At 32.7% G+C, this 25,842-nt stretch carries 24 protein-coding genes and 1 pseudogene; 6 read left to right on the forward strand and 19 right to left on the reverse strand.

The features are described from left to right. Positions 1 to 848: 848 nt before the first annotated feature. Entirely contained in the window at positions 849 to 1,817 is a 969-nt protein-coding gene (locus ACFFVB_RS15780) for a YpdA family putative bacillithiol disulfide reductase (RefSeq protein WP_382384191.1), read from the forward strand. A 193-nt stretch (positions 1,818 to 2,010) separates the two neighbouring features. Here ACFFVB_RS15780 and ACFFVB_RS15785 read toward each other — a convergent pair whose 3' ends face one another. From ACFFVB_RS15785 to ACFFVB_RS15800, 4 genes are all read right to left on the reverse strand, one after another. Further along, positions 2,011 to 2,481, reverse strand: a complete 471-nt coding sequence (locus tag ACFFVB_RS15785; protein WP_382384192.1) for an OsmC family protein — start codon at positions 2,479 to 2,481, stop codon at positions 2,011 to 2,013. Between the two features lie 140 nt (positions 2,482 to 2,621). Next, positions 2,622 to 2,756, reverse strand: coding sequence for a hypothetical protein (locus tag ACFFVB_RS15790; protein ID WP_382384193.1), 135 nt, complete (start codon positions 2,754 to 2,756; stop codon positions 2,622 to 2,624). 121 nt (positions 2,757 to 2,877) lie between these two features. Continuing rightward, complete coding sequence (locus tag ACFFVB_RS15795) at positions 2,878 to 3,459, reverse strand: MiaE family protein (protein WP_382384194.1); 582 nt, start codon at positions 3,457 to 3,459, stop codon at positions 2,878 to 2,880. Between the two features lie 227 nt (positions 3,460 to 3,686). Then, the gene (locus tag ACFFVB_RS15800) at positions 3,687 to 4,406 is read right to left on the reverse strand and encodes a TlpA family protein disulfide reductase (RefSeq protein ID WP_382384195.1); all 720 of its coding nucleotides are present in this window, start codon (positions 4,404 to 4,406) and stop codon (positions 3,687 to 3,689) included. A 142-nt stretch (positions 4,407 to 4,548) separates the two neighbouring features. Between ACFFVB_RS15800 and ACFFVB_RS18715 the strand changes: the two are divergent. Beyond that, positions 4,549 to 4,753 (forward strand): annotated as a pseudogene (locus ACFFVB_RS18715) (IS110 family transposase); the annotation flags it as partial. A 47-nt stretch (positions 4,754 to 4,800) separates the two neighbouring features. Here the strand turns inward: ACFFVB_RS18715 and ACFFVB_RS15805 are convergent. The 5 genes from ACFFVB_RS15805 to ACFFVB_RS15825 form a co-directional block, all read right to left on the reverse strand. Further along, positions 4,801 to 5,043, reverse strand: a complete 243-nt coding sequence (locus ACFFVB_RS15805) for a hypothetical protein (protein ID WP_382384196.1) — start codon at positions 5,041 to 5,043, stop codon at positions 4,801 to 4,803. Between the two features lie 5 nt (positions 5,044 to 5,048). Continuing rightward, the gene (locus tag ACFFVB_RS15810; RefSeq protein WP_382384197.1) at positions 5,049 to 5,297 is read right to left on the reverse strand and encodes a hypothetical protein; all 249 of its coding nucleotides are present in this window, start codon (positions 5,295 to 5,297) and stop codon (positions 5,049 to 5,051) included. A 346-nt stretch (positions 5,298 to 5,643) separates the two neighbouring features. Then, complete coding sequence (locus ACFFVB_RS15815) at positions 5,644 to 6,282, reverse strand: hypothetical protein (RefSeq protein WP_382384198.1); 639 nt, start codon at positions 6,280 to 6,282, stop codon at positions 5,644 to 5,646. A gap of 347 nt (positions 6,283 to 6,629) precedes the next feature. Continuing rightward, on the reverse strand, positions 6,630 to 7,091 hold the full coding sequence (locus ACFFVB_RS15820) for a hypothetical protein (protein ID WP_382384199.1): 462 nt from the start codon (positions 7,089 to 7,091) through the stop codon (positions 6,630 to 6,632). Positions 7,092 to 7,433: 342 nt separating this feature from the next. Further along, the gene (locus ACFFVB_RS15825; protein WP_382384200.1) at positions 7,434 to 8,189 is read right to left on the reverse strand and encodes an Abi-alpha family protein; all 756 of its coding nucleotides are present in this window, start codon (positions 8,187 to 8,189) and stop codon (positions 7,434 to 7,436) included. 316 nt (positions 8,190 to 8,505) lie between these two features. On the opposite strand from ACFFVB_RS15825, the gene ACFFVB_RS15830 reads away from it, so the two are divergent. After that, entirely contained in the window at positions 8,506 to 8,706 is a 201-nt protein-coding gene (locus tag ACFFVB_RS15830; RefSeq protein WP_382384201.1) for a hypothetical protein, read from the forward strand. Here ACFFVB_RS15830 and ACFFVB_RS15835 read toward each other — a convergent pair. From ACFFVB_RS15835 to ACFFVB_RS15855, 5 genes are all read right to left on the reverse strand, one after another. After that, positions 8,703 to 8,969, reverse strand: coding sequence for a hypothetical protein (locus ACFFVB_RS15835; RefSeq protein ID WP_382384202.1), 267 nt, complete (start codon positions 8,967 to 8,969; stop codon positions 8,703 to 8,705). The genes ACFFVB_RS15830 and ACFFVB_RS15835 overlap by 4 nt on opposite strands. 38 nt (positions 8,970 to 9,007) lie before the next feature. Beyond that, positions 9,008 to 9,526 carry a hypothetical protein gene (locus tag ACFFVB_RS15840; RefSeq protein WP_382384203.1) on the reverse strand — a complete coding sequence of 173 codons (519 nt, stop codon included), beginning with the start codon at positions 9,524 to 9,526 and terminating at the stop codon, positions 9,008 to 9,010. A gap of 376 nt (positions 9,527 to 9,902) precedes the next feature. After that, positions 9,903 to 11,354: a Fic family protein gene (locus ACFFVB_RS15845; RefSeq protein WP_382384204.1), complete on the reverse strand. Its 1,452-nt coding sequence runs from the start codon at positions 11,352 to 11,354 to the stop codon at positions 9,903 to 9,905. Between the two features lie 621 nt (positions 11,355 to 11,975). Beyond that, positions 11,976 to 13,268, reverse strand: a complete 1,293-nt coding sequence (locus ACFFVB_RS15850; protein ID WP_382384205.1) for a DUF445 domain-containing protein — start codon at positions 13,266 to 13,268, stop codon at positions 11,976 to 11,978. 111 nt (positions 13,269 to 13,379) lie between these two features. Then, the gene (locus tag ACFFVB_RS15855; protein WP_382384206.1) at positions 13,380 to 13,991 is read right to left on the reverse strand and encodes a DEAD/DEAH box helicase; all 612 of its coding nucleotides are present in this window, start codon (positions 13,989 to 13,991) and stop codon (positions 13,380 to 13,382) included. Positions 13,992 to 14,123: 132 nt separating this feature from the next. On the opposite strand from ACFFVB_RS15855, the gene ACFFVB_RS15860 reads away from it, so the two are divergent. Beyond that, positions 14,124 to 14,852 carry a hypothetical protein gene (locus ACFFVB_RS15860; protein ID WP_382384207.1) on the forward strand — a complete coding sequence of 243 codons (729 nt, stop codon included), beginning with the start codon at positions 14,124 to 14,126 and terminating at the stop codon, positions 14,850 to 14,852. 74 nt (positions 14,853 to 14,926) lie between these two features. Then, positions 14,927 to 15,580 carry a hypothetical protein gene (locus ACFFVB_RS15865; protein WP_382384208.1) on the forward strand — a complete coding sequence of 218 codons (654 nt, stop codon included), beginning with the start codon at positions 14,927 to 14,929 and terminating at the stop codon, positions 15,578 to 15,580. A 119-nt stretch (positions 15,581 to 15,699) separates the two neighbouring features. Here ACFFVB_RS15865 and ACFFVB_RS15870 read toward each other — a convergent pair whose 3' ends face one another. The 4 genes from ACFFVB_RS15870 to ACFFVB_RS15885 form a co-directional block, all read right to left on the reverse strand. Then, the gene (locus ACFFVB_RS15870) at positions 15,700 to 16,857 is read right to left on the reverse strand and encodes an MFS transporter (protein WP_382384209.1); all 1,158 of its coding nucleotides are present in this window, start codon (positions 16,855 to 16,857) and stop codon (positions 15,700 to 15,702) included. Between the two features lie 108 nt (positions 16,858 to 16,965). Beyond that, positions 16,966 to 18,780: a cytochrome-c peroxidase gene (locus ACFFVB_RS15875; protein WP_382384210.1), complete on the reverse strand. Its 1,815-nt coding sequence runs from the start codon at positions 18,778 to 18,780 to the stop codon at positions 16,966 to 16,968. A 15-nt stretch (positions 18,781 to 18,795) separates the two neighbouring features. Further along, on the reverse strand, positions 18,796 to 20,343 hold the full coding sequence (locus ACFFVB_RS15880) for a PhoX family protein (protein ID WP_382384211.1): 1,548 nt from the start codon (positions 20,341 to 20,343) through the stop codon (positions 18,796 to 18,798). A gap of 400 nt (positions 20,344 to 20,743) precedes the next feature. After that, the gene (locus ACFFVB_RS15885) at positions 20,744 to 24,187 is read right to left on the reverse strand and encodes a methylmalonyl-CoA mutase family protein (RefSeq protein WP_382384212.1); all 3,444 of its coding nucleotides are present in this window, start codon (positions 24,185 to 24,187) and stop codon (positions 20,744 to 20,746) included. Positions 24,188 to 24,332: 145 nt separating this feature from the next. Between ACFFVB_RS15885 and purU the strand changes: the two genes are divergently transcribed. After that, positions 24,333 to 25,187, forward strand: coding sequence for a formyltetrahydrofolate deformylase (gene purU, locus ACFFVB_RS15890; RefSeq protein WP_382384213.1), 855 nt, complete (start codon positions 24,333 to 24,335; stop codon positions 25,185 to 25,187). On the opposite strand, the gene ACFFVB_RS15895 is transcribed toward purU, so the two are convergent. Continuing rightward, a complete protein-coding gene (locus ACFFVB_RS15895) occupies positions 25,184 to 25,762 on the reverse strand; it encodes a hypothetical protein (RefSeq protein WP_382384214.1) in 579 nt (192 codons plus the stop codon). The two genes, purU and ACFFVB_RS15895, sit on opposite strands and share 4 nt — an antisense overlap. Positions 25,763 to 25,842: the final 80 nt, after the last annotated feature.

Consider the following 25,842-nt stretch of genomic DNA (forward strand, 5'->3'; position numbering starts at 1 on the left):
TAAATTTGGTACTCAAAATGGTTTATTCTTTTTTGTTGATAATAACCGTTTCCAGTTATTATCTACGCTGTCAATTCAATATGTTAATGAACTTATTTCTCTTTTTGTTTCTTAACTCGTTACCTCGTTAAGCGGATGCAAATATAAAACCCTTTTTTTTATCTCGCAATGTTTATTTGAAGTTTTTTTAAGACCGTTTTTGCAAACTTTCTACCAAAACTAAATCAACACTCAAAGAACTTTTTCCTAAAAACGTTGCCGTTTTTAGCGGCTGCAAATATACAACCTTTTTGTTTACTAACAAGCCTTTTTTTTATCTTTTTTAATTTAAACTAAATCCGATAAATAAAACTCTGTTAATGAACGTTTTGCTTTACTAAACTACCGTAGTTGCGTCGCTAAGCGGGTGCAAATATACATACTTTTATTATTACCAAACTAATTTGTTTTAACCTTTTTTTTAAATTAATTGTAAATTCGTTGTTACTAGATGGTTAGACTTGTATTTATTTTTGATTACTTCTCCTCTAGCTTATATAATGATGCGTTGCTTGGTATATCTTCTCCAAAATATCATCAGAAACATTCCTATACCTTATCAATATAGTTACTCTTATATATAGGTATTCGTCCTATATTATATAATACACTCTAGAAATAATTATTCTCCAAAAGAATACACTCCTTATTATGTAAGGTTCCGTAAGGCATCCCTACTCCTATTATTATACTATACACCTATATTAATAAAAGAATCACATTGCTATATAGGTTACTATTAGTATTTTTAAAATTGAAATGCTCTCTATTATATATAGGAGCACTAACGCATTAAAATCTATACCCCTTTGAATATCGAAAAAGACATCATCATTATTGGAGCTGGCCCTATTGGAATCGCATGTGCTTTGGCTTGTAAAGAAGAAAACCTCAACTATCTGGTTTTAGAAAAAGGATCCCTTACCAACTCCATTTTCAATTACCCTCTGAACATGACGTTTTTTTCAACTTCAGAAAAAATTGAAATCAATGACATTCCTTTTATAAGCAACAATCCAAAACCAACGCGAAACGAAGCTTTGGAATATTATAGGCGTGTTGCTACTTCAAATACATTAGACATTAACTTGTACGAAGAGGTAAAAGCAATCACTAAACATGGAGCTCAGTTTACCATCCAAACTTCAAAGCAAAACTACACGTCCAACCAAGTCATTATATCTACTGGATTTTACGACATTCCTACATCTCTAAATGTCCCAGGCGAAGACCTACCCAAAGTGACACATTATTATAAAGAAGCGCATCCATATAGTATGCAACATGTAATTATTGTAGGAGCAAGTAACTCTTCGGTAGACGCGGCTTTAGAAATTTACAGAAAAGGCGGACATGTTACTATGGTGGTTAGAGGTGATGCTATTGGTGAACGCGTGAAATATTGGGTAAAGCCTGATATTGTGAATAGAATTGAAGAAGGATCGATTACGGCATATTTCAATTCTGAAATACAAGACATACAAGAGAACACTGTAACTATTTCTACCCCTCAAGGTGCTATCAGTTTAAAAAATGATTATGTAGTGGCGTTAACAGGATACCAACCAAATATTAAATTGTTAGAAGATGCTGGGATTTCATTTTCAGACGACGGAACATATGTTCCTAATTATAACGCAGATACTATGGAAACCAATATTGAAGGTTTATACCTGGCTGGTGTGATTTGTGGCGGGATGGAAACGCATAAATGGTTTATTGAAAACTCTAGAATTCATGCTAAGAAGATTGTTCAGGATATTACAAAATTAAAGTAATAAGACAAAAGTAGTCTTCATTTCTATTTCAGAGCGCTTTCATCATTATAGTATAACGTAATGATGAAAGTGCTCCTTCAACTGACAAGGCGAAAGGTTGAAGCTACTTTATTGGCGAGTAACTACAACTACGTAGCATTTCAATTTATCCAAAATTAAAACATCCTTTATATATCGTATTAACCTTATATACCTAGACCGTTATTAGTTCTGGTTTATATTCAATATCGAAAGCACACGAATTAGCTATAAAACATAGACTCCCGGCTTTTTGATGAAGTGATTCTGCTAATTCGATTTGGTCTATCGTTTTAACCGTTACTTTTGGATTCAGAATAATTTTTGTGAACGCTCCACTTCCATCGTCATTCAGTTTTAAAAAACCTTCTACAGTATCCTCATATTTCAGTATTGAAATATTGGCTTGTTCGCATACGTATATATAGGACATAAAATGACAAGACGATAATGCCGCCATTAATAATTCTTCTGGGTTGTATTTTGTAGCATCACCTTTAAAAGGTTTAGCCGCTGAAACTTGAATCTCCTTACCATTTTCTAAATACACGTGATGTGTTTTAAGGGATCCGCCAGATTGCTTTTCAGTTTGAGCAGTTTCTAAATCCCAATAGTTTTGTATTTTAAAATGAAGGGTTGTAGGCATAGTGATTTGGTTTTACACCAGTGAAAGGATGAAACTCACAGAAGTGTTTTAGTGAGACATTAATGTGGTCTTACTTGTTTTTAATTAGTGTACTTTGATGTGGGTAGTTTATTTAGGTTCATAAATTTTCTCAAAACCATTTATGTGTGCATCTTTCTCAATGCATTTATCGATTTTATAATCATAGTGACTTTTTGTAAATGTATGCTATCATCGATTGCAGGCCTTTGAAACGTATCGCCATGAATTAATTTCTCAGCTCGTAATCGTTGCATACTATTATTTCTATATTTCGTGCTCTCAACTCTTCTTCCAATCCACGCAGAAAAAACAAACCATTATCGACCACTTCTCCTCTATGTCCTACTTAAAATAACTGCTAATATAACAATGGGGCTAGCCGTGTATGGTTTCACTTTTTCCATAACTTTTAATTAATTCGCCTTCAAAAGCGACTAATTCTTGCCAGCGTTTATCAACATCAATTCCTTTTCCGTATTGTCTAGCAAAGGTGATAAATGTGGTGTAATGTCCAGCTTCACTAATCATTAAATCGTGGTAGAATTTAGATAATTCTTCGTCTTTAATGCGTTGAGAGAGTAATTTAAAGCGTTCGCAGCTTCGGGCTTCTATCATGGCTGAAAACAATAAGCGGTCCACAAAACTTTGTTGCCTATTTCCGCCTTTGTTCATAAACTTATAGAGTTGGTTTACATAATGATCTTTGCGCTCGCTTCCTAAAGTATAGCCTCGTTTTTTAATGATATTGTGTACCATTTGAAAGTGCTCTAGTTCTTCTTTAGCTAATTCTAATAGTGCGGTAACAAGGTCTTCATGCTCACTATTATAGGTAATAATTGTAATGGCATTTGTGGCAGCTTTTTGCTCGCACCAAGCATGATCTGTAAGTATTTCTTCAATATTACTTTCTACAATGGTCACCCATCGCGGATCGGTTTCTAGTTTTAGGTGAAGCATGCTCATGGTTTACTGTTTTTTTTTTGTAAAGTTAATTATAATAGGTGTAATTGTAATTACAACAGCATTATTAATCGTAGCATGACGATGCGTGGTATACTGATACAACGTAGTCTTAAAGGTGTGGCTTTTACCACATCAGGATTAACCTTTGATAATAATTATAGAAGTGTTTTAGTGGAAAATTAATGAGTTTTTACTTATTATTTAACACAGTACTTTGTTGGCTACAGTAATTTTTCAATTATTCTTTCAAAATATTCAATTGCTACATCAGCATCCATATCTAAATGACTTGGAAGTGGTCCTTCTATATTTGCAATTTGTCCATTTCTATCAATAAAAATATTTTCAGGATAAGGATAGGAACCAATTTCCTTTAGAAATGGCTCAACATTTACAATATGAGTAAATTCAAACTCTCGTTTGTTTAGGAATTTTCTAACGTCCTCTTCTTTTTCGTAAGTCAAAGCAATAAAATTTACTTTATCAGAATATTTTTCTTTTAATCTATTCAGAGCAGGCATTTCAGCAATACAACCAGGACATTGAATAAACCAAAGATTTATCAAAGTTGGTTTATTTTGATTACCGCCAATAACTATGTCTTTTCCGTCAATTGATTTGAAATTCTGTTTTGGAATTTTCATTCCTATTTTTTTATATTCTTTGGCTCGAACAATATACTCATCTCCAATTCTCATATCATACTTAAAATTCTGAATGAGGGAATCTGAAGATTTTTCTAGTTTATAAAACTGCCAGTTTATTTTAGGTTTTTCAATTGAATCTTTATAATTCAAGTAAAATGAAATTTGAAATTTTTCGAATTCAGTTTTATTTAATACTTCTCCTGTGTAGAGATTTTTATAGTAATTAGGTTCAGGGCTTTCATTACTACAGCTGATTATAAAAGCAAAAGTTATGATTAAAATAAAACGTTTCATTATCATTATAATATGTTTTTTTATATGTCTTGTCCTGAAATACGACTACAGTTAAAAATTGGTATTAAGCTGATAACTGATATACCATATTTGGTGTTCTACAGTCTAAAGATAAATGTAATCTGATTTCGTTGTATAATTTAATTGCTCTTTTTGTAGCTCTTTTGGCATGTGCAAACACAATAGCACTTGTCGAGAACTTTATGAGAGTATAGTTGCCAAAGGAAAGCGTAATAAAATTAGCATTAATAGCAGTGTGTAATACCCTTCTAAAAAAGGTTTTTGCCATAGCAAAATCAGGATTAAACTATGATAATAATTATAGAAGTGTTTTAGTAGGAAATTAATGAGTTTTTATTTGTTTTTTACCACAGTAATTTGTTTTAAGTAGTTTTTATTTTTCAAGAGTCGCATTATTCATTATCAAATCATATTCTTTTCCGTCATCTTGAAATTCGCCTTTTACTTTTATTTTTTCATTGTTTTTTAGTTCTTTTTCGTCTGATTTATCCGCAAAGAGAATAGTCAGTTTCTTCATTTTCCCTTTTAGCTTAATTTCAGTCGAAATATATTTATGTCCGCCATCTACTCCAGTTGATTTTATTACATACTTTTCTATGATTAATTCCGTCATCATTTGATCTAGGATTTGTTCATTTTTTTCATAAAGTATGGTTTTGTCAGATTTCTGAATAACACATAAACAACAATTAAAGCTATTACAATAATAGTTCCGCTTATACTTGTTTCTTCTTCAGGAATTCCGCCTAAAAGATAGAGCAATGTTCTAATTCCAACCAAAATGGAAAGCAATATCACAATTCCGTAAAAGAAATTGATAGTTTTCCATAGATATTCAAATAATATTTCTTTATCGTATTTGTCTAACATTTCGGTTTTCTCAAATTACTGCCAACTCCTATTAAACCAAATAAACATGAGTTTATCCCAGCATAGAAGCCTATTAAAGTTAATACCTCTAAAAATAGCACAATTCTTCCAAATTTAGGGTAATTTCTATGCTGAGTTTAAAAATTGTGCAGGAGCACTTGCGCTTTATTTTAATCTCAAAAACACCTTTTATAAAGCTATTAAATCGCTTTTAAGGCCTTGTAAATGAACTGAAGTTTCAAGTGTATAAAAACAGAAACCGTCTCTAAAGACGGTTTTTGATTTTAGTTGAACTATGTATTATTGGCTTGTGCAACGGTTACTGGTGTTGTGGTGCGTATTTTTTTTATTCATTTAATTCAATTTCACTCATTGGCGGTGGTGGTGGCGGAACAAAATATATTTTTTCATTCAGCCATATTTTAATATCGGTCTTATTTGTAATTCGGTTGTAGGTTTCAGTCAGTACGTTTAAAGTATTAGGAAAATTTTTAAATCCATTTTTATTGTCATAAGAAATGTAAACCAACAGTTTTTCTGGATTATCACATAACTTTGGGTTATTGCCATAATTTTCTAAATCCCTTTTTAAAACGCTTTCCAAACTATCTAAAGGGAAGAAATTTTCATCATTTTTATTAATCGTGTCGTTATGAATTTCAATCACATTTTTTTGTTTGATTAAAATACAAGCAAAATCTTCCCAACAAGGATTGCGGAAATAAATGGTTTTTAATTCATTCTCTGTTTTTAAAGTTAATTTTGGCAAACTATCATTGCACACAATTTTTTCAGTCCGTTCCAGTAAGTCATTCCATTTTTTGAATTGTGCATAACGTAATTCAACTCCGAGACTGTCATTTTCTCCTTTCCATTTTCCATACACTTTTTGAGATAACTGTTTTTCATTTTTGTCAGAGTTTTGACATCCGATTATTGTCAAAATCATTAAAATCAGAAACGATATTTTTATTTTAGTTCTCATTTTCTTATATGCACCACAACTCCCATTACACCAAACAAACATAAGATGATCCCAGCATAGAAGCCTATTAAGGTTAATACCTCTAAAAATAGTACATTTCCTCCAAATTTAGGGTAATTTCTATCCTGAGTTTAAAGGCAGTTCACGCACTAAAAGTGGTGCAGGAGCACTTGCGCTTTATTTTAATTTCTAAAACATCTTTTATAAAGGTATTAATATGCTTTTAAGACCTTGTAAATCGCTTGAAATTTTAAGTGTATAATAATAGAAACCGTCTCTAAAGACGGTTTTTTTATTGTAGTTGAACTATTTAGTGTTGGCTTGTGCAACGGTTACCGGTGTTGCCATTAGTTTTTTATTTTTATTAAATCCGATAATGTTCCGTATGAATTTTGACCAAACTTATTTTCAATTTTCACATCTACACTCACTCTGGTTAATTCATCTACTAGTTTGGTCTTATATAAAAAGATTCCATTTCTCTGATTTAAAGTGTCGGGATTTACCTTTTTTCCGTTTGCAATACTATCAAATTTTACAAAATAACTTTTTGTTGGATTGTATCCCACAACCATTATTTGCATTTCATAATCAGAATCAGTTTTTAGTGTGTTATTTGGACTATTAATGGTTTTTATAAAAATACTATCGAAAACATATTTATTATTTATTTCCGCAACAATCTTTTTCAGACTATCGTTTTCCGCACGCAAAGTTTCTATTTCCGTAATCTTTTTTTCAGATTGTTTAATATCTGTACAGCTAGAAATAAATAAAATCAGAAGTAAAATTATTATCGGTTTGTTCATTTTTTTAAATTAATGGCAACTCCTATTAAACCAAATAAACCTTAGTTTACCCCAGCATAGAAGCCTATTAAAGTTAACACCTCTAAAAATAGTACAATTCTTCCAAATTTAGGGTAGCTTCTATGCTGAGTTTAAAAATGATGCAGGAGCACTTGTGCTTTATTTTAATCACAAAAACACCTTTTAGAAAGCTGTTAAGTCGCTTTTAAGACCTTGTAAATGAACTGAAGTTTCAAGTGTATAAAAACAGAAACCGTCTCTAAAGACGGTTTTTGATTTTAGTTGAACTATGTATTATTGGCTTGTGCAACGGTTACCGGTGTTGTACCATGTTTTTATTCTTTATTTCACTTTACATTGTTTAATAAAATAGTTTCCATATGTTGTCAAGTAAAAATTATCAGAATGAATATAAGTAGCAGAAACATCTAATTCTATTTCAACTGATTTTCCGAAAACATCTCCACTTGGATATCCATTATCAATTTCAATTTCAGGTTCTTCAAACCTTATAAGTCCAAGAGATTCAAGATTATCGATATAAATACTTGTGAATTCATCTGTCAAGTTAAATTTTTCTTTAACAGACTTAAATAAAATTAAAACATAATTTAAAGGAACGTCTGATTCATTTTTCCAGTTTCCCCATAGATTTTTTATACTTTGTTCAAATTTTTTGATTCGATTAATTAAATACATTTTATAAATAAAATCCAATATTTGTGCTTCTAAAGCAGACAAGGAACCTAATGTGTTTATTAATTTCGGTTCTAAACCATTTTCAGGCGTTGAAGCTATATTAGCAATTAGGCTTGACCATTTGTTTTGTAATATTTCACTTTCCTCTACAGATGCCTTTTCAAGCAATGGAACTAAAGTTTTTAGATTTAATTCTCTTGGTTCTAATCCGTTATTATCAAGTAGTTCTCTTGTTTTGTTAAAAATTTTCACTTGATTTTTTAATCTTCTAAATCGAACATTATCCGCATATAATTCTCCAAACTCTTTTATTGATGGACCTAACAATTTAGACATAAACTTTTCAGTTTTATCTAAAATTTGTTTTGGTAAATTAAGGCTATCAATTATTTCTTTCATCAATTAGTTTTAGTTTGGTAAATGTCATGTCCTGAAATACGGCTACAGGTTAAAATTGGTTTTAGGCAGATAATTGATATAACATATATGGTGCTTTAAACTCTAAAGATAAATGTAATCTAATTTCGTTGTATAATTTAATTGCACTTTTTGTAACCCTTTTGGCATGTGCAAACACAATAGCACTTGTCAAGAACTTTATGAGCAATCGCAAAATCTAGTTTAATATATGATGATTCTCATAGAAGTACTTTAATTAAAATTAATGAGTTTTTACTTGTTTTTTACCACAGTACTTTGTTGGCCAATGAACCTTATGGAAACTTTATCCTATAAAACTTTAATTATTGATTCACAAGCTGAATTTGTTATTGGTAAAAAGCTTAATGAATTATATGATTTACTTTCTATTCACTTTAACGAAAATAGTTTAGAGCATTTAAAAGCGATGAAATATATTTCAGCTTTCATAGGTTTCAAAGATGATGAAATGAATAGATTAGCTATTCATAATTAAGGTTTAGTTTTCTTGTATTTTTCCATTGTTTTATTAGATACATTTCTTATTGTAGCTGAACCTTTTGTGAAATCAATTTCTGAATTTATATACAAAATTCCGTCTTGCTCATTAACTTCTTTCGATAAAGTTGTTAAACCTCCGAAAGTTATAATTGTATTTACTAAACGTCTAATTTGTTGATTTGAATAGATATCTGAAATACCATATTCTTTCACTCCGTTGTTAACTATTATGTTTTTAAAAATAATTTCTTCTTTCATAGTTTAATTTTTATTTATGTTTACTCGTTTGCTAAGTCTTATCGACTACTTACATTCAAAGAATCAATATATTTTTCCTTTTCATTCAGAGTATCCTTGGTGGGGGAATTTTTACTTGGTAATTGCTTATTTTCTTTTTTTTCTTGCTGTTCGGGTATGTTGGTGGGCTTATTGGATTTAGATTCAACCAATGCCCAAATAGATATTCCGATACCAATCATAGAAAATAAATAAGGAAGCCAACCTGTCTTTGATTGAAACCAAGATATTTTATAATCTAAACTTTCCTTTTCTATACGTTTTTTCTGTAACTTCTCATTGTATTTCAAATATTCAATCCAGCTACTGTGTTGCGCAACGTCATAACCATATTCTGTAATTATTAAAATGTTATTTCCATTATTCCTTATTAATCCTTGTTGAAGTAGTATTGTAAACTTTCTATCTTTTATAAAGTCTAATTTTCTTTGTTCTGGGTTTATTCTGTCAGAAACTTCATCTTCTATAAATCCTTTTTCAGAAATATTTTTCAATAAATTAAAAACTTCCTTCTCCATATATTTTCCTTTTCTTTATCATTCATTCCTATGTTTGTTTTGGTTTTTTGTGCAACTCCCATCACACCAAATAAACATGAGTTTATCCCAGCGAAGAAGCCTATTAAAGTCAATACCTCTAAAAATAGTACAATTCTTCCAAATCTAAGAAAATTCTATCATGTGTTTAAAAGTGGTTCACGCACTAAAAGTGTTGCAAGAGCACTTGCACTTTATTTTAATCTCAAAAAACACCATTTATAAAGCTACTAAATCGCTTTTAGTACCTTGTAAATCGCTTATAATTTTAAGTGTATAAAAACAAAAACCGCCTCTAAAGACGGTTTTTAATTAAAGGTTCACTATTTATTTTGTGCTTGTGCAACGATTACCAGTGTTATATGGTATTTTTCTTGTTTTTTGGATGAATGTCAAAATAAAGCTGTAATAATTGGTCGATAAAATCTCTAATTACGCTTCCTGGTGGATCAGTTCTTGAATCCAGTTTAGGTTTTTGCCAAGGTTGTCTTTTAACACTACGATTTATAATACCAAATGATAACTGGTCTTTATAGGTTCCAATATTTACCAAATCAATTTTTTCATCTAACTTAATTTGAGATCCATTTTTTCTTGCAGATATATTCATTTTTATTGCAGGTGGGATGGGTTTTTTAGACCTGAAATTCCTAGGATTTCTCCTTTTAGCATCTGCAATTTTAAGTAATTTAGAAACATATAATCTTTGAAAATAAAATACGAGTGTCATTGCTTCTTGGGTATTTCTGTCAAATAATTTAACGAACATATACCCAGTATTTGAAATAGGTCTATCCTCCAATATATCAAGGTATTGGTTGAATGTTATTACTTCATAGTCTTTATACTCTATCTCTAGCTGTGGAATATGATTTCCAATTTCTTGTAATGACTTTTTGAAAAGAGTTTTAAAAACTGCCATTTGATTTTTCCATACCTCATAGTCATATGAGTGTTTCGATTTTACTTTCTCATAATGGTCTTCTTTAATTTCAGAATATTGCTTTAACCATTCTTTTTGTCTTTGGTCTTCATTTATTAATTCCTCGTAAGAAGATATTGTGTCTTTGATATTATCAGATAGTATTTCCACTAACTTAACTGCGTTTCCTTTATCAGAAGCAATTAGTGAATTATAATAATTATCCCTGTCACTAATTTTAATAACAATCTCTGGATAACCTTTTTGTAAAAGGAAGAAATTTAAGAACATTCTAGATACTCTACCATTCCCATCAGAAAAGGGGTGTATCCAAGTCATCCAATGATGAAGAATTGCTCCCATAACTAATGGTGGATATTTATGGGAATTTCTGTTCATCCATTGAAATAACTCATCCACATGGTTTTCAAGGTCAAGGAAAGACGGAGGTATATGCTGGGAATTTTTAATTTGCACTTCGTGTGAACGAAATATACCTGCCTTAATTCCCGGAATATTTTGCATTATTAGAGAATGTAATTCTAACAACGTTCTTTTGGTTAATGGCTCTCGACCATCAATAAGAGAATACAAGTATTCAGTTGCACGAGCAAGTGATTTAGCCTCAATTTCATCCTTTAATGGTCGCTCATTAATGACCATTCCATTCAAAATTAATTCAGTCTCACGTAAAGAAAGTTTGTTTCCTTCAATAGCATTGCTATGATAAACTTGTTTGATAAGTAACTGTCGTTTAAGGTTATCTAGCAATTCTTTACTCAATCCTTCATCACGTTTTGTGTTAAGATTGTCAATTGTTTTTTCAATATGTGTTAATTCTTCTTCTATTTCAGAAGTTAAAATTGTAGAAGGAATTTTATATATCATATTTTTTTTGTTTTAATGCCTTACAACACCTTATATACAAACAAAAGTCACCTACTTTAGGTTTCAGCCTACGGTTAACCCCATGTTTGTATGGTGTTTATAAACCTCTAAAATATGATTTTTAAGACATCTTTAATATGATTTCATGCATAAAAAAAAAGATTATCCTTATACATATTAAAAACACCTAGTGATTACACCTTGCAACTTGACTTTAAATTTTTCCTACAAAATGTACGAACACCATCATTAAAACTTACTGGAGCGTATTTTATGGGGTTTACCCCTTAAAACGGCTCAAAAATGGTTGAAAGCGGGGTAAAATCACCCCAAAAGCGAGCCTTGTTTTGGTAGGGGTTTTGTTCGAGTCTTGTTCGAGTCTTCTCCAGTACCTCTTCTTCCCTAATTTTAGTGTGTTTTTAAAAAACAGACCCATTCCCGAAGAAAGCCGGAACAAAACCCGATTAACACCAAAAAAAAGGAGGATTTAACCGCTAAAACAATTATTCTAGTCCTACATACAAGTAATCGATTACGTACAAAAAAAGCTTGCAAAATCATTCAAGTGAAAGTGTATACAAGTAAATAAAGCCATTAGTAATGCGATACCTAACCAATAATTTAATGAATCCGCAATACAAAAATCTTCACAATCATTATAAGCATTCCGACAATACCACCAACAATGGCTCCGTTTAAACGAATATACTGAAGATCTTCTCCGACTTTACTTTCTATTTGTTTTACCAATTCTACATTCGATAATTTCTGTAAGCTTTCACCAACCAGTTCACCTATCTTATGGTGATGTGTATCGATAAGCTGAAGTAAAGTAGATTTTAACCACAAGTCGGTTTGTTCAATTTTTGAATCATCATTTTGAAAGGACAGTAACATGGTATCTACTTTATCGCGTATTAATAAGGTATACTCATTTTCGTCTTCAAACAGATGCGCTTTAATCATCACTTTTAAGCGTGTTAATCCTTGCTTAACAATTCCAGAATCTAGTAATCGTTCTAAGAATTGTTCTCCAAACTGATTTACATCGGCTTGGGCGTTTTCATCACCAGAGGTTAATCGTTCTCCATATCCGTAAAGCTGTTCATCTAAAGCCATAATAATTTTATGATCTTCAGGATTCGCTTGTATGTCTTCTATAAGTTGAATTAATTGATCTTGGATTCCTTCGGCAATACGTTGTGGTTTTATAGCGCCAAGCAACTGTCCTGCTCCAACTAACCATCCTTTTATCTGAGACCCTTCTTTTTGTTTATTAACTAAAACTTGAACTTCGGTAACTAAAAATTGGTAAGTAGATTCAGAACTCACTTTATCTCTCAATACGTCAAGAAAAACCATTAAAATACCATAATGATCTTTTTGGGTTATGGTCTGTTTTAATAAATTCCCTAGAGGCTCGGCTAAATTATTTCCTTTTAGCGCTGGCCTAACAATGCCTTCCAAAGTATGTACAACATCGTCGTGATCTAGTTTTAAAACTAAAGCTTCTAGTTCAGGTTTTAGTGTTTTTCGAATGGTTTCCTGATTATCGCCTTCTAATAAATAATCTACTATTGGCTTTGCTAGAGAAACTCCCCCAATTTTATCGCGAATCATGTCTTTAGACAGCCATTCGTTATTGACCAAGTCGACGATACCAGCCGATAATTTCTCTCGGCTTTTCACAATAATATTGGTGTGTTTTTTAACTATAGGAATAGGAATTTCCTGAAATAAGGCACGAACGGCAAACCAATCGGCTACACCACCAACAACGGCAGCTTCGAAACCAGCAAGTAAAATTTCTAACCAATCGCCCTGATATATATTAAAGTATTTTAAAACCAAACATCCCACCATGCAAATAACGGCGATGGCCAAGGACCGATTTCCTAATCTGTTTTTTTTCATGATAACTTCTATTTACTAGACAAGGTTATAATAAAAACTGAGAATAGATAGCGCTATGCAATTAAATACAGTCTGAAAAACATCTGAAATACATTTTAACTCATGTAAAAACTAGACTTCGAATTTCAAGGCATCAAACATAAATGAATTTTCAAAACGTTTTAAGCGAGAATCATACTCGTCTGCAAAAACAGCAAACTGACATTTATCGACACTTTCTCCCAAACGTAACACTTCATTATACGTATTCTGACGGATTAAAAACTGAGCATCTTCAATACAAATTAATTGTATATCGGCTAAATGGATACTATTTAAGAAGTATAATTTATTTAAACGCTTTACTGTTGCAATTAAAATATCTGTACCTATATATATTTCTTCGCGTTGCGCATCAATCTTATACTCGTCGTATATACAATAAATTCGTAAATCTGTAGGTTTAGAAAACACTTCAAATTTTTCCTTTAACGCTAATGCTTCCGCTTTATCTTTTACTAAAATTATCGCTCTCGGAGCATCACCTGACGCTTCTCCTTTTAACTTCTGAATAACACTAAGCACAATCGCTGTAGATTTCCCGCTACCTTCCGGTCCGATACCAAATACATTAGCGCCACTTTTAATTGTTGAAAGCACCTTTTTCTGTAAAGGTGTTGTAGTTTCAAATTCTAAATGATCTAGCGTTTCTTTAAGAACAGGAAGTATTTTTTTAAAAGACATAAAATTTCAGATTATTTTGAAGTTGCAAAGAACGTGCTTATACTCACTCTAGCCTAATTTGAAGACAGTTTTCCATAGCAAACAAAACGACCTTCACTTTTTTATTCTGAAGGATCCTCTTATTTTTGTAGCATGAGTAACGATACATTACCAAAAACTTCGCAAGACGACGATGCGTATTTACAACTTCAGATTTCTATTGAAGCTGTAAAACAAGAACTTGAAACCGTAACTAATCAAATTCATGCTTTCGAAGCTATTTTAAGACAACATCTTACCGATTATATCATTGAAGCGCAAGAATTGAACACGCTTTACAAGCAACAAAAACGTGCTAAGAAAGATAAACGTTTAGCACAGAAACAGCGTGGGAAGCATTATACTCCACCAACAGGTTTAAAAACAACTTCACAAGAAAGTTCTGAAATTTCGGAATTAGATACAGAAATGCTTCAGTTAAAAAAGCGTTTATATCGTGAAGCCATGTTACAGGTTCACCCTGATAAATTTAGTTTATCTCCCAAAGAGCAAGAGTCTGCCACGGAAATTACAACGCAATTGATTCATATTTATAAGCATGAAGATTTGAGTGCTTTACAAGCATTTCATGCACAGATTTTTTCGGAGAGCTTAGAGATCAACTTAAACGTTAAAACGACAGAAGTGCCTTCAATCACCAAAAAAGAGGCTTTAGAATTTACGCTTAAACAATTACAAAAAGAGCTTATAGCATTAAAGGAAACAGACCTTTTTGATATTATCTCCACCTATAAAAACCCTTTACATTTTGTAGATGAACTTATCCTATACTATAAGGACAAAATTGAAAAACTAAAAAAACGGACCAGAACTAAGAATTAACCGATTCAGTTAAAACCAAATAAACAATAAGAACTATATTTGCGCAAAAATCTAATAATCAACACACATTACTCATGAAAAAATTTTACATCAGTTTCATCGTTTTCATCCTCTTTTCTAGTATCGGTCTAGCTCAAGAATTTAATGTCAACCTATATGGCTCTTATACGTTTCAAGATCGATTCGATTCGTATTACGATTATGGAAGCTATTATGAAGGAAAAATAGAAGACGGTTTTCAATGGGGAGCTGGTTTAGAGTTAAAGACGAGCCCATATATGGGCGTTGAATTATTGTATTTACGTCAAGACACTAATGCCCCTACTCATTATTTAGATGAAGGTTTCTTTGCGAACGAACGATTCACCAATTTCGATCTTGCTATTAACTATGTTATGATTGGCGGAAACCGATATTTTGGAGCATCTAATTCACCTTTACAGGGATTTGGAGGATTAATGGCTGGTATGGTGATTGCTAATCTAGAAAACCCTGATAATGGTAATAGCGAAACTGCAACAAAATTTGCTTGGGGAGCTAAGTTTGGAGGTATCTATTGGATGAGTCCTAGAGTAGGATTAAAAATGCAAGCCCAATTAGTATCTGCAGTACAAACTGTAGGTGGAGGTTTTTACTTTAGTGGTTACGGACCTTCTGCAGGATTAAGTACATATTCTACATTTTACCAGTTTAGTTTAGGTGGTGGTTTAGTATTTAAAATGAACTAAATCTTTACTCAAAATTCAAATTACATATTACATCATAAAAAATCCCGAACAGTTTTGTTCGGGATTTTTGTTTATACACTAATCTCTGTATATATCAATAAACGAATGTATCTATAATTCTAAGCTCGTTTTTTATACACAAGATGGACCACTAAAATTAAAGTAGACAATATTAATCCTAAAACAGAAACACCAATCCATTTGTAATGTTCCCAAGCCAACGCTCCTAAGGTCGTCCCGATAGCACCACCAATAAAAAAGGACACCATATAAATTGTATTAACACGGTTTCGTCCTTCTGGATTTCGAGAAAAAATTATATTCTGATTGGTAATATGAAGCGCCTGCATACCTAAATCGACTAAAATTACACCGACAATTAAGCCAAAAATTGAATGTCCGGACACAAGAAAAACACCCCAGGACACGATTAAAAGTAATGTTGAAAATAGAATAATACGGTTCTTTGGTAATTTATCATTCAGCTTTCCTACCACGGTTGCTCCTAATGCGCCTACCATTCCTAACAATCCGAATAATCCTGTAATGGTACTTCCGTATCCAAATTCATCTTCCATTAAGAAGACTAAAGTCGTCCAGAACACACTTAAACCCGCAAAAGACAACGCGCCTCGAAGTGATGCCAATCGTAATTCTGGTTCGGTTTTAAAATAAAAAAGAATGGATTGAAACAAATCTTTATAGGTGCCTTTAAAACTAGGATTTAGTCTTGGTAACTTAAAACGGAGTAAAATAAAAAGTAAAACCATTAAGGCCGTAGCTCCATAATACATAGTTCGCCAACCAAACTGTTCACCTATAAACCCACTGATAACTCGACTTCCTAAAATCCCGATTAATAAACCACTCATTACGATACCAATAGCACGCCCACGACCTTTATCGTCGCTTAACTGTGCGGCCATAGGCACAAAAAGCTGGGGCAAAGAGGACGTGAATCCGATAAAAAAGCTACTTATTATAAGCACCCAAAGGGAACCTGCTGTAGCGGCCACCAATAAAGAAATGACCATAAGTATAAAATCGTATTGTAGTATTTTATGATTTGATAATTTATCGCCTAACGGTACAATAAAGAATAGACCAAAGGCGTATCCTAATTGTGTGCTTAATGCCACGTGACTGACTTGAGATTCTGTCACCCCAAAATCTACAGCTATTTGATGTAGCAACGGCTGGTTGTAGTACAAATTTGCAACTACTAAACCAGCCGAAAAGCTCATTAAATATAAAACTGAATTACTAAGTTTATTCATGGTATATAATATGAGACCAAATTAAGCAAAAATTGACCATTTGAATATCTCTATACCTATAGAATTATAACTTAAATACTACCAACATCCATTACTATCCTAATAGCATCATTCCTTAGTACTAAACTCAGCATCGGTTAGTGTTTTCATAAAAGCAACTAAACTCGCCTGTTCTGCTTCAGATAAATCTAAGGAATCAAATGGTAAGGTTTGATATTCTTCCTGTATACCAATCCCTTTTCCGCCACCACGATTATAGAAATCGACCACCTCCTCTAGTGTATTATACACACCATTATGCATGTAAGGCGCCGTTTTTTCTACGTTACGTACAGTGGGTGTTTTAAAAAAATGTTCCCGTTCTTTAGTTCCATAAAAATTATAACGCCCCAAGTCTTTACTTACAATAGCATTAATGGTATCATTATTTTCAGGAACTCCTAGTAACTCTAATTCAGTATCGGTGTAATTTGGAGGCACAGTTCCGTTAAATAAAGGTGGAAAATGGCAAGTTGCGCAAACCGCTTTACCCATAAACAGATTGAATCCGTCTTTTTCCTCTTGAGTTAGAGAATGCTCTAATCCATTAATATTTTTATCGAATTTAGAATCGAAACTATTTAATGTACGGACATAAGATGCTATGGCATGTCTAATGTTGTATTCTACTCTTTCGTTATTATAAAGAGAGGTCATTACGGTTTTATACTCTGAATTATGCATTACCCGATTCACCAAAGAATCCATAGGTAAATTAAATTCATCATGATTTTCTGCAACGCCCACAACCTGCCCTTCTAAACTACCTGCTCTCCCGTCCATAAAAAAAGATTGCTGATACGCCGCATATGTTAAGGTTGGAGAGTTTCGTGTTTGTCTGTTATCGAAAGTTTTTCTTCCATCTGTAAATGCTAAATCTGAAACATGACAACTTGCGCAGGCCATAGTTTTATTTTTAGACAATAATTTATCGTTGAATAACTGTTTTCCGAATACAGCCTTTTCTTTCAGGTTTAAGGTATCACTTTTATAATCTGTAAAATATGAAACGTTTAATGTGTTCTCACCAAAAAGAGATTCCGCGTTGTTAGTTAAAGCCATTTCGAAAGGAAATGTAACGTGCCAATCATCTTGAGTTTGTACTAATAATTTTAGTTGATTATCGGTATGATTTTTAATAAAGCTGAAACGGTCAAAACTTTCAAAATCGTGACTTAAAGTTGCTATTGCGTTTTCAAAAGACGATTTTAAGTCTTTATAAATAGCTTCCGAAGAAAATTCATCTTTAAACAAGTCTACCATAAACAACAACGTTTTATAGGTATACTGACTTTCTTTTAAAGACTGAGCAAGTACAGGCGAATCAAAACCTGTAATTCCTGTGGTTGCAATCCGAACCACTTGGTTTCTCAATAACCAAATAATGTGATAATCCTTTAGTGCAATTGCAGTATTTCCTTGTATTAATTTTAGTCGACTACTGGTCATTCTAACCACCTGGTGTAATGCTAAAGTATCTAGAGGTTCTTCATGAAGTAACTCTTCAATAACCTGAAATCCGAAAGGTGTTCTAATTTTAATATCTGTGGCATCTTCCTCTAGAACCTGCAGGATATTCGGTGCATTTAATGACTTATAATTGTTTTGGTCTACAAATGCCAAAATAGGTTCTAAAGTTTTAAAGTGATGTCTTGCACTTTTATAAGCTTCAATTTTATCTGATGTAGAATTTAAAGTTGAAATAGAATCTAAAGCTGAAACACTTTGCTCGATTTCAGATTTGAAAAAATTTAAAATGTGCTCGTTAGTCGTTAACTCCTGATTTACAGTTTCAGGCTGTTTTTTACACCCCATTTGCATGAAAAGCAAAAGACATATACTATAGGTATATGTCTTAGCTTTCATAAATAATATGTTATTCATGAATTTATTTTTTTCTTATCTATCTAGTCCAGTTATTTTGAATAAAACAGAACCTTCGTTGGTTGCAGTCGCGCCTTCTAAAACTGAATTTGCTTTTGGGTCTGTAAAAAATGTTCCATCTGGAGCATTCCAACCATGATTCTGAGTCATTACCATAAAAGTGTTTTCACCATTATTTACAACATCTGTAACATCAATCATTCCTGTAATTTCCCACATTGAAGACGCTGTACCGTAACCTATAGATTCTGCATAGTCTTGGTCGCATTCTAAAACAGTTTTAATTTCTCCTGTTGATAGGTTGTATTGGTATAATTTTGCAAAACCAGAAATTGCTGAATTTAAAGATGCATAACCGTTCGGGTCTTCTTGAATATATGCATAGTTTTCTGTAACTAAAATGTTATCTGGCGAATGGAAACCATCTGCTTTACCACCTACAATATCACCATCTAAAACACAAGTGATTTTAGCAGGACCTGTTGGGTCTTCTTCATTTAAAACTACTTTGTACACACGACCTAGTAAACTTCCTTTACCTACTAAATCTGCACTGTAACGTCCTGTTACACAAAAGTAAATTTCTCTTTGGTTGGCAGCAGAACCTCTTCTCCAGTCGATATCTTCTAATCTAGAGAATCCCATAACACCTTTAGCTTTAGCTTCAGCATCTAATAAATCGATTTGAGTTTCTTCTAATTCAACAAATTCTGCTTCGTATTCTGTGCCTTCAGCCATTTGAGCTTCAAAATCGATACCAGCACTTGTTACTTTTAATCCGTATAATTTACCATTATCGAAATTTCCACGGCTTCCTACATACATTCCTAATTGACCAGAAGGTACTGAATTGTCTGAATGGTCATCGCCAATAAAAACAACAGTTTTACTTGGATACGCATCTTTACCTATTGGCACTGCATTTTCTGTAGACCATTGTCCTAATTTAGGTAACATAATTGCAGTATCTGCATCATCGGCAGATTTGTAAGGATTTGTAGCAAATACACCTTTAGATGAACCTCCCCATTCTCCTCCTGAAAGATATAATGGTCCGAAACCATGTTCTTCTTGAGTAATTAATGTTCCTGAACATTGTGCAGTAAATGCTGTTGCGAATGCATTCACAATATAATCACCATGTATAGGTTGTAAATCTGAGTTTAATTTTATGCGTGCAATAGAATAATCACCTTCAATATTGTTTATTAAAGTAAAGCTACCATCTTTTTCAGCTAATAATCCTGCACCATCTGCAAGAGAACCGTATACGAAATCTGGAGTGCTTTCTAATCTATCTTCAGAAGATAAAATGGTTGTAATGTTAATTGATGAAAATGCACTTTCTACTTTTAGTAAGTTTGGAGTTTTTGATGCTGTTAAAGGTATTAAGTCTTCAAGCGTTAAATCTTCTCCGTCTTCACCATCTTCTCCGTCTGCACCGTCTGTTCCATCTACGCCATTAACACCATCTTTTCCATCTTCAACATCACAGCTTACTACTAATGTGCTGGTTGCTGTTAGTACAAATGATAAAAGAAAAATTCTAATAATTTTGTTCATAATTTAAAGTTTTAGTTGATTTTTTAGTTGTGAACAAATCTATTATTAGCACCGTAAAATCTTGTTACGTAAGTAAGGTAGTTTGGTTACTATATCGCTATCTAAATGTTACCTGCATTAACACAACATTATCGGATTAACAGAAAACACACGCTAATATTAATTGAAAATTAATCGCGCTTTTTAAAGTGTAATGCCCCATAGAATTACTGTACTTTTTAACACCCTTATAGTAATCCAATTAACTGTTGCATAAATACTTTTTTAAGAGTGGACTATAGAATTCACTTAAAGACTGATATTTCTATTTAATAAATCACGTTTTTAAACCTTTTAAAACACAAAAAACCTCAAATCGGATAGATTTGAGGTTTTTCACAGGATTAATTATACTTTACTATTACATGTTTCTTCTGTATTGTCCGCCCACTTCGAATAATGCTTCTGTAATTTCACCTAAAGAACACACTTTACACGCATCCATAAGTGCATCAAAAATATTTTCGTTATGAATCGCTTTATGCTGCAGGTCTTTTAATAATTCAGCAGTATCATTTCCTTTATGAAGATTTTCTAGCGTTTTAATCTGAAATTGTTTCTCTTCTTCTGTAGCACGAATCACTTCTTTCGGGATAACTGTTGGAGATCCTTTAGAACTTAAAAAGGTATTCACCCCAATAATTGGGAAATCACCATTATGCTTCAACGTTTCGTAATACAAACTTTCTTCCTGTATTTTACTACGCTGATACATGGTTTCCATAGCTCCTAAAACGCCACCACGTTCTGTAATTCTGTCGAATTCTAACAGCACAGCTTCTTCTACTAAATCGGTTAGCTCTTCAATAATGAAAGAGCCTTGAATTGGATTTTCATTTTTAGCTAATCCTAATTCTTTGTTTATAATTAACTGAATGGCCATAGCACGACGCACAGATTCTTCGGTTGGCGTGGTAATTGCTTCATCGTATGCATTCGTATGTAGTGAATTACAATTATCGTAAATCGCATACAATGCTTGAAGTGTTGTACGAATATCATTAAAGTCAATTTCTTGAGCGTGTAAACTACGCCCAGACGTCTGAATGTGATATTTCAGCATTTGGGCTCTAGAATCTGCACCGTATTTCTGTTTTAAAGCTTTCGCCCAAATTTTACGCGCAACACGACCTATTACAGCATATTCTGGATCGACTCCATTGGAGAAAAAGAACGATAAATTCGGACCAAATTTATTGATGTCCATTCCACGACTTAAATAATATTCCACATAAGTGAAACCATTAGATAAGGTTAATGCCAATTGCGTGATTGGATTGGCACCTGCTTCAGCAATATGATATCCAGAAATTGACACCGAATAGAAGTTACGGACATTATTATCGATAAAATACTCTTGTACATCACCCATTAAACGCAAGGCAAATTCCGTAGAAAAAATACAAGTATTTTGCGCTTGGTCTTCTTTTAAAATATCGGCTTGAACGGTTCCTCTAACTTGAGCAATGGTTTTTGTTTTAATATCTAAATAGACATCGGCAGGTAACACTTCGTCTCCAGTAACACCTAAAAGCATTAAACCTAATCCGTTGTTACCTTCAGGTAGTTCTCCGTTATATATAGGACGCTCTACACCTTTAACTTTATAAATGTTGTTGATTTTTGCTTCAACTTCTTTTTCTAATCCGTTGTCCTTGATATAAATCTCACATTGCTGATCGATAGCGGCGTTCATAAAAAAGCCAAGTAACATAGGAGCAGGCCCATTAATCGTCATACTTACAGACGTCATCACATCGGCTAAATTAAAACCCGAATACAGTTTTTTAGCATCGTCTAAACAACAAATACTTACTCCGGCATTACCAATTTTTCCATAAATATCTGGACGTAAATCGGGATCGTTACCATATAACGTCACACTATCGAAAGCTGTCGATAAACGTTTTGCAGGTAAACCTGCACTTACATAATGGAATCGTCTATTAGTTCGTTCTGGTCCACCTTCTCCAGCAAACATACGTGCTGGATCTTCACCGGTTCTTTTAAACGGATATAATCCTGAAGTGTACGGAAATTCTCCTGGTACATTTTCTTGCAAACACCAACGTAAAATATCTCCCCAAGCTTGATACTTTGGTAAAGCGACTTTAGGGATTTGAGTATGTGAAAGCGACTCGGTATGAGTTTCTATTTTAATTTCCTTATCTCTGACTTTAAAGGAGTAAATAGGATTTTTGTATTTATTGACTTTAGCATCCCAACCGGTAATAATTTCCCAATTATACGGATCTAAATTTAATTTTACGCGATCGAATTCAGCGATAAGCATTTTAACGAAATCCTTTTTATCCTCATGAACTTCCTTTAGGATTTCGTCTTGATCAAGTCCTAATTTTCCAATGAAAGACTTTTCGACTGCGCTCAAAGTGACATCACCTACAGAACAAATCGTTTTATAAATTCCGTATAATTTCTGAGATACTTCAACTTGATCATTTGCTGTTTTATCATAGCCACGATTATTCTCTGCGATTTCTGATAAGTAACGTGTTCTTGCTGGAGGAATCACATAAATTTTCTCACTCATTTCTTTAGAAATGGAGATACTAGTTTTTAAATCGGCATCCAATTTATCAACCAAACCATCCATAATAGCTTTATATAGCGTATTCATTCCTGGATCGTTAAATTGTGAAGCGATTGTTCCGAAAACAGGCATCGTATTCGGATCTGCATGCCACATATTATGGTTACGCATATATTGTTTTTTCACATCGCGAATAGCATCTAAAGCACCACGTTTATCGAATTTATTAATCGCCACCAAATCGGCAAAATCTAACATATCGATTTTTTCTAACTGTGTCGCTGCACCAAATTCAGGTGTCATAACATATAGTGACAAGTCGCTGTGTTCTATAATTTCGGTATCCGATTGTCCAATACCTGATGTTTCAAGAATAATTAAATCATATTCGGCTGCTTTCAACACTTCAACCGCTTCATTCACATGTTTAGACAAAGCCAAATTAGACTGACGTGTTGCCAAACTACGCATATACACACGAGAATTATTAATCGCATTCATACGAATACGATCTCCAAGAAGTGCTCCTCCTGTTTTTCGTTTTGAAGGATCTACAGAAATTAATCCGATGGTTTTCTCTGGGAAATCGACAAGAAAACGACGTACTAATTCATCTACTAAAGACGATTTACCAGCACCTCCAGTTCCTGTAATTCCGAGAACGGGAGTTTTAGAGGTCTTATTTTTAGTGTGAATCTTTTCTAAGGTCTCTTTAGATACTTCAGGAAAATTTTCAGCAGAAGAAATTATTCTAGCAATAGCTTTTGAATTCTTCTCTCCCAATTTTTCTACATCTACATTCAATTGATCTCCTACCGCAAAATCTGCTTGCTTAACCAAATCGTTAATCATACCTTGCAGTCCAAGTTCCCGACCATCATCTGGCGAATAGATTCTAGAAATACCATAATCCATTAGTTCTTTGATTTCCGAAGGCAATATCACTCCACCTCCACCACCAAAAATCTTGATGTGTTCTGAGCCTTTTTCCTTAAGCAAATCGAACATATATTTAAAGTATTCATTATGCCCACCTTGATAAGATGTTAAACAAATCGCATTAGCATCTTCTTGGATTGCGGTATTTACAACTTCTTCTACACTACGATCGTGTCCAAGGTGAATTACCTCTACTCCAGTTGACTGAATTATGCGTCGCATGATATTTATAGACGCATCATGCCCATCGAAAAGGGAAGCTGCGGTTACTATTCGTACTTTATATGTTGGCTTGTAAGGATCTATTTGTCTCATTATCAATAAAAACTATTTAATTGAGACGCAATTTACGGAATATTCAAAAATAACTTGTATTTAACTTAATATATCTAAAAGCATTTCTAATAGTGTATGCGTTCAAAATTTAACTATTTTTAATCTTTTATTGAAACCTATTAGAATGAATAAAATCACACTATTAATGCACTGCAATGACCAATCTGGAATCATCGCAGCTGTATCTAATTTTATCGCGGAAAACAACGGAAACATTATATATATTGATCAACATGTAGATCGCGAGCAGAATATATTTTTTATGCGTTTAGAAAGTGAATTCGAAACAGATGTTTTGGATTTAGAGCATTTAAAAAACGCATTTAAAAGTACATTGGTTAAACAATTTTCAATGAAATGGCGCATTTATACGTCTGAAGTTCAGCCCAAAATGGCCCTTTTTGTATCTAAATACGACCATTGCTTATATGATATTTTAGGACGTTATAAATCTGGAGAATTAAATGTTCACATTCCCTTTATTTTAAGTAACCACTTGGATTTAAAACCTATTGCCGATAGTTTTAATATTCCTTTCTATCATGTTCCGGTTACCAAAGATACCAAGCCTGAGGCAGAAGCTAAGCAATTAGAATTACTAAAAGAACATAAGGTAAACTTTATCGTCTTAGCTCGATATATGCAAATTATATCACCAAAGCTAATTAGCGAATATCCAAATAAAATTATTAATATTCACCATTCGTTTTTACCTGCCTTTGTAGGAGCAAAACCGTATCATTCTGCTTATAAACGTGGTGTTAAAATTATTGGAGCAACAAGTCATTATGTGACCGAGGATTTAGATGCTGGACCAATTATAGAACAAGATGTCGCAAGAGTTTCGCATACACAGTCTATAGATGATTTAATTGCTAAAGGTCGTGATTTGGAGAAAATAGTATTGGCTAACGCGATTAAACATCATTTAAACAGAAAAGTGATGGTGTTTAATAATAAGACGCTTATTTTTTATTAATTACTGCGCTCTGCATCTATAACAGATCTTAATAAATCCTGTAATTCCGGTTTACACGATTGCTGTATATAGGTTAACTGCAAATTAGATAAGAACGTCCGTAAAATATAAACTTTAATATCTGTATCGTTTAGACGTAATAATTCGTCCTGCCAGATCAAAAATAAGGCTTCAATAATTTTAGCGTTTTTAGCGTAATTGATATTGATCTGATAGCACAAACTTTTAGAGTAGCTTTTAAACAATAGCGGATGATTTATTAAACGCTTAAAATACTGATGAATTTTAAGCGTTATTTCATCTTTAGAATTTAAATCGGAACTGAAAAAATCTAAAAGACTTCTGTGCTCTTTTGCTAATAGTATAAGGAACGCATTTTCAATTTGCTTCTTCTGATTATTAATATGGTTATAATAAACATCAATTCCAATATTCGTATTAATAATCATGACATCGCAGGACAAAATTTCAATCAAAAATGCTTGCATAACCTCAACCTGATCGGTCGAAATAATTAGTTCTTTTTTATAGCCTTTGCTAGAAAAACTAACCATTTTAAGTTGATTCCCTTTCATTATTATTTCTGTTTATTGAATTTTATGCGCATAATCCACCATCATATTTACTATACGGTTTGGTATGTTTGTTGCCTAAA

It is taken from the genome of Formosa undariae (genome assembly GCF_042427615.1).
Taxonomy (GTDB): Bacteria; Bacteroidota; Bacteroidia; order Flavobacteriales; family Flavobacteriaceae; genus Formosa; species Formosa undariae.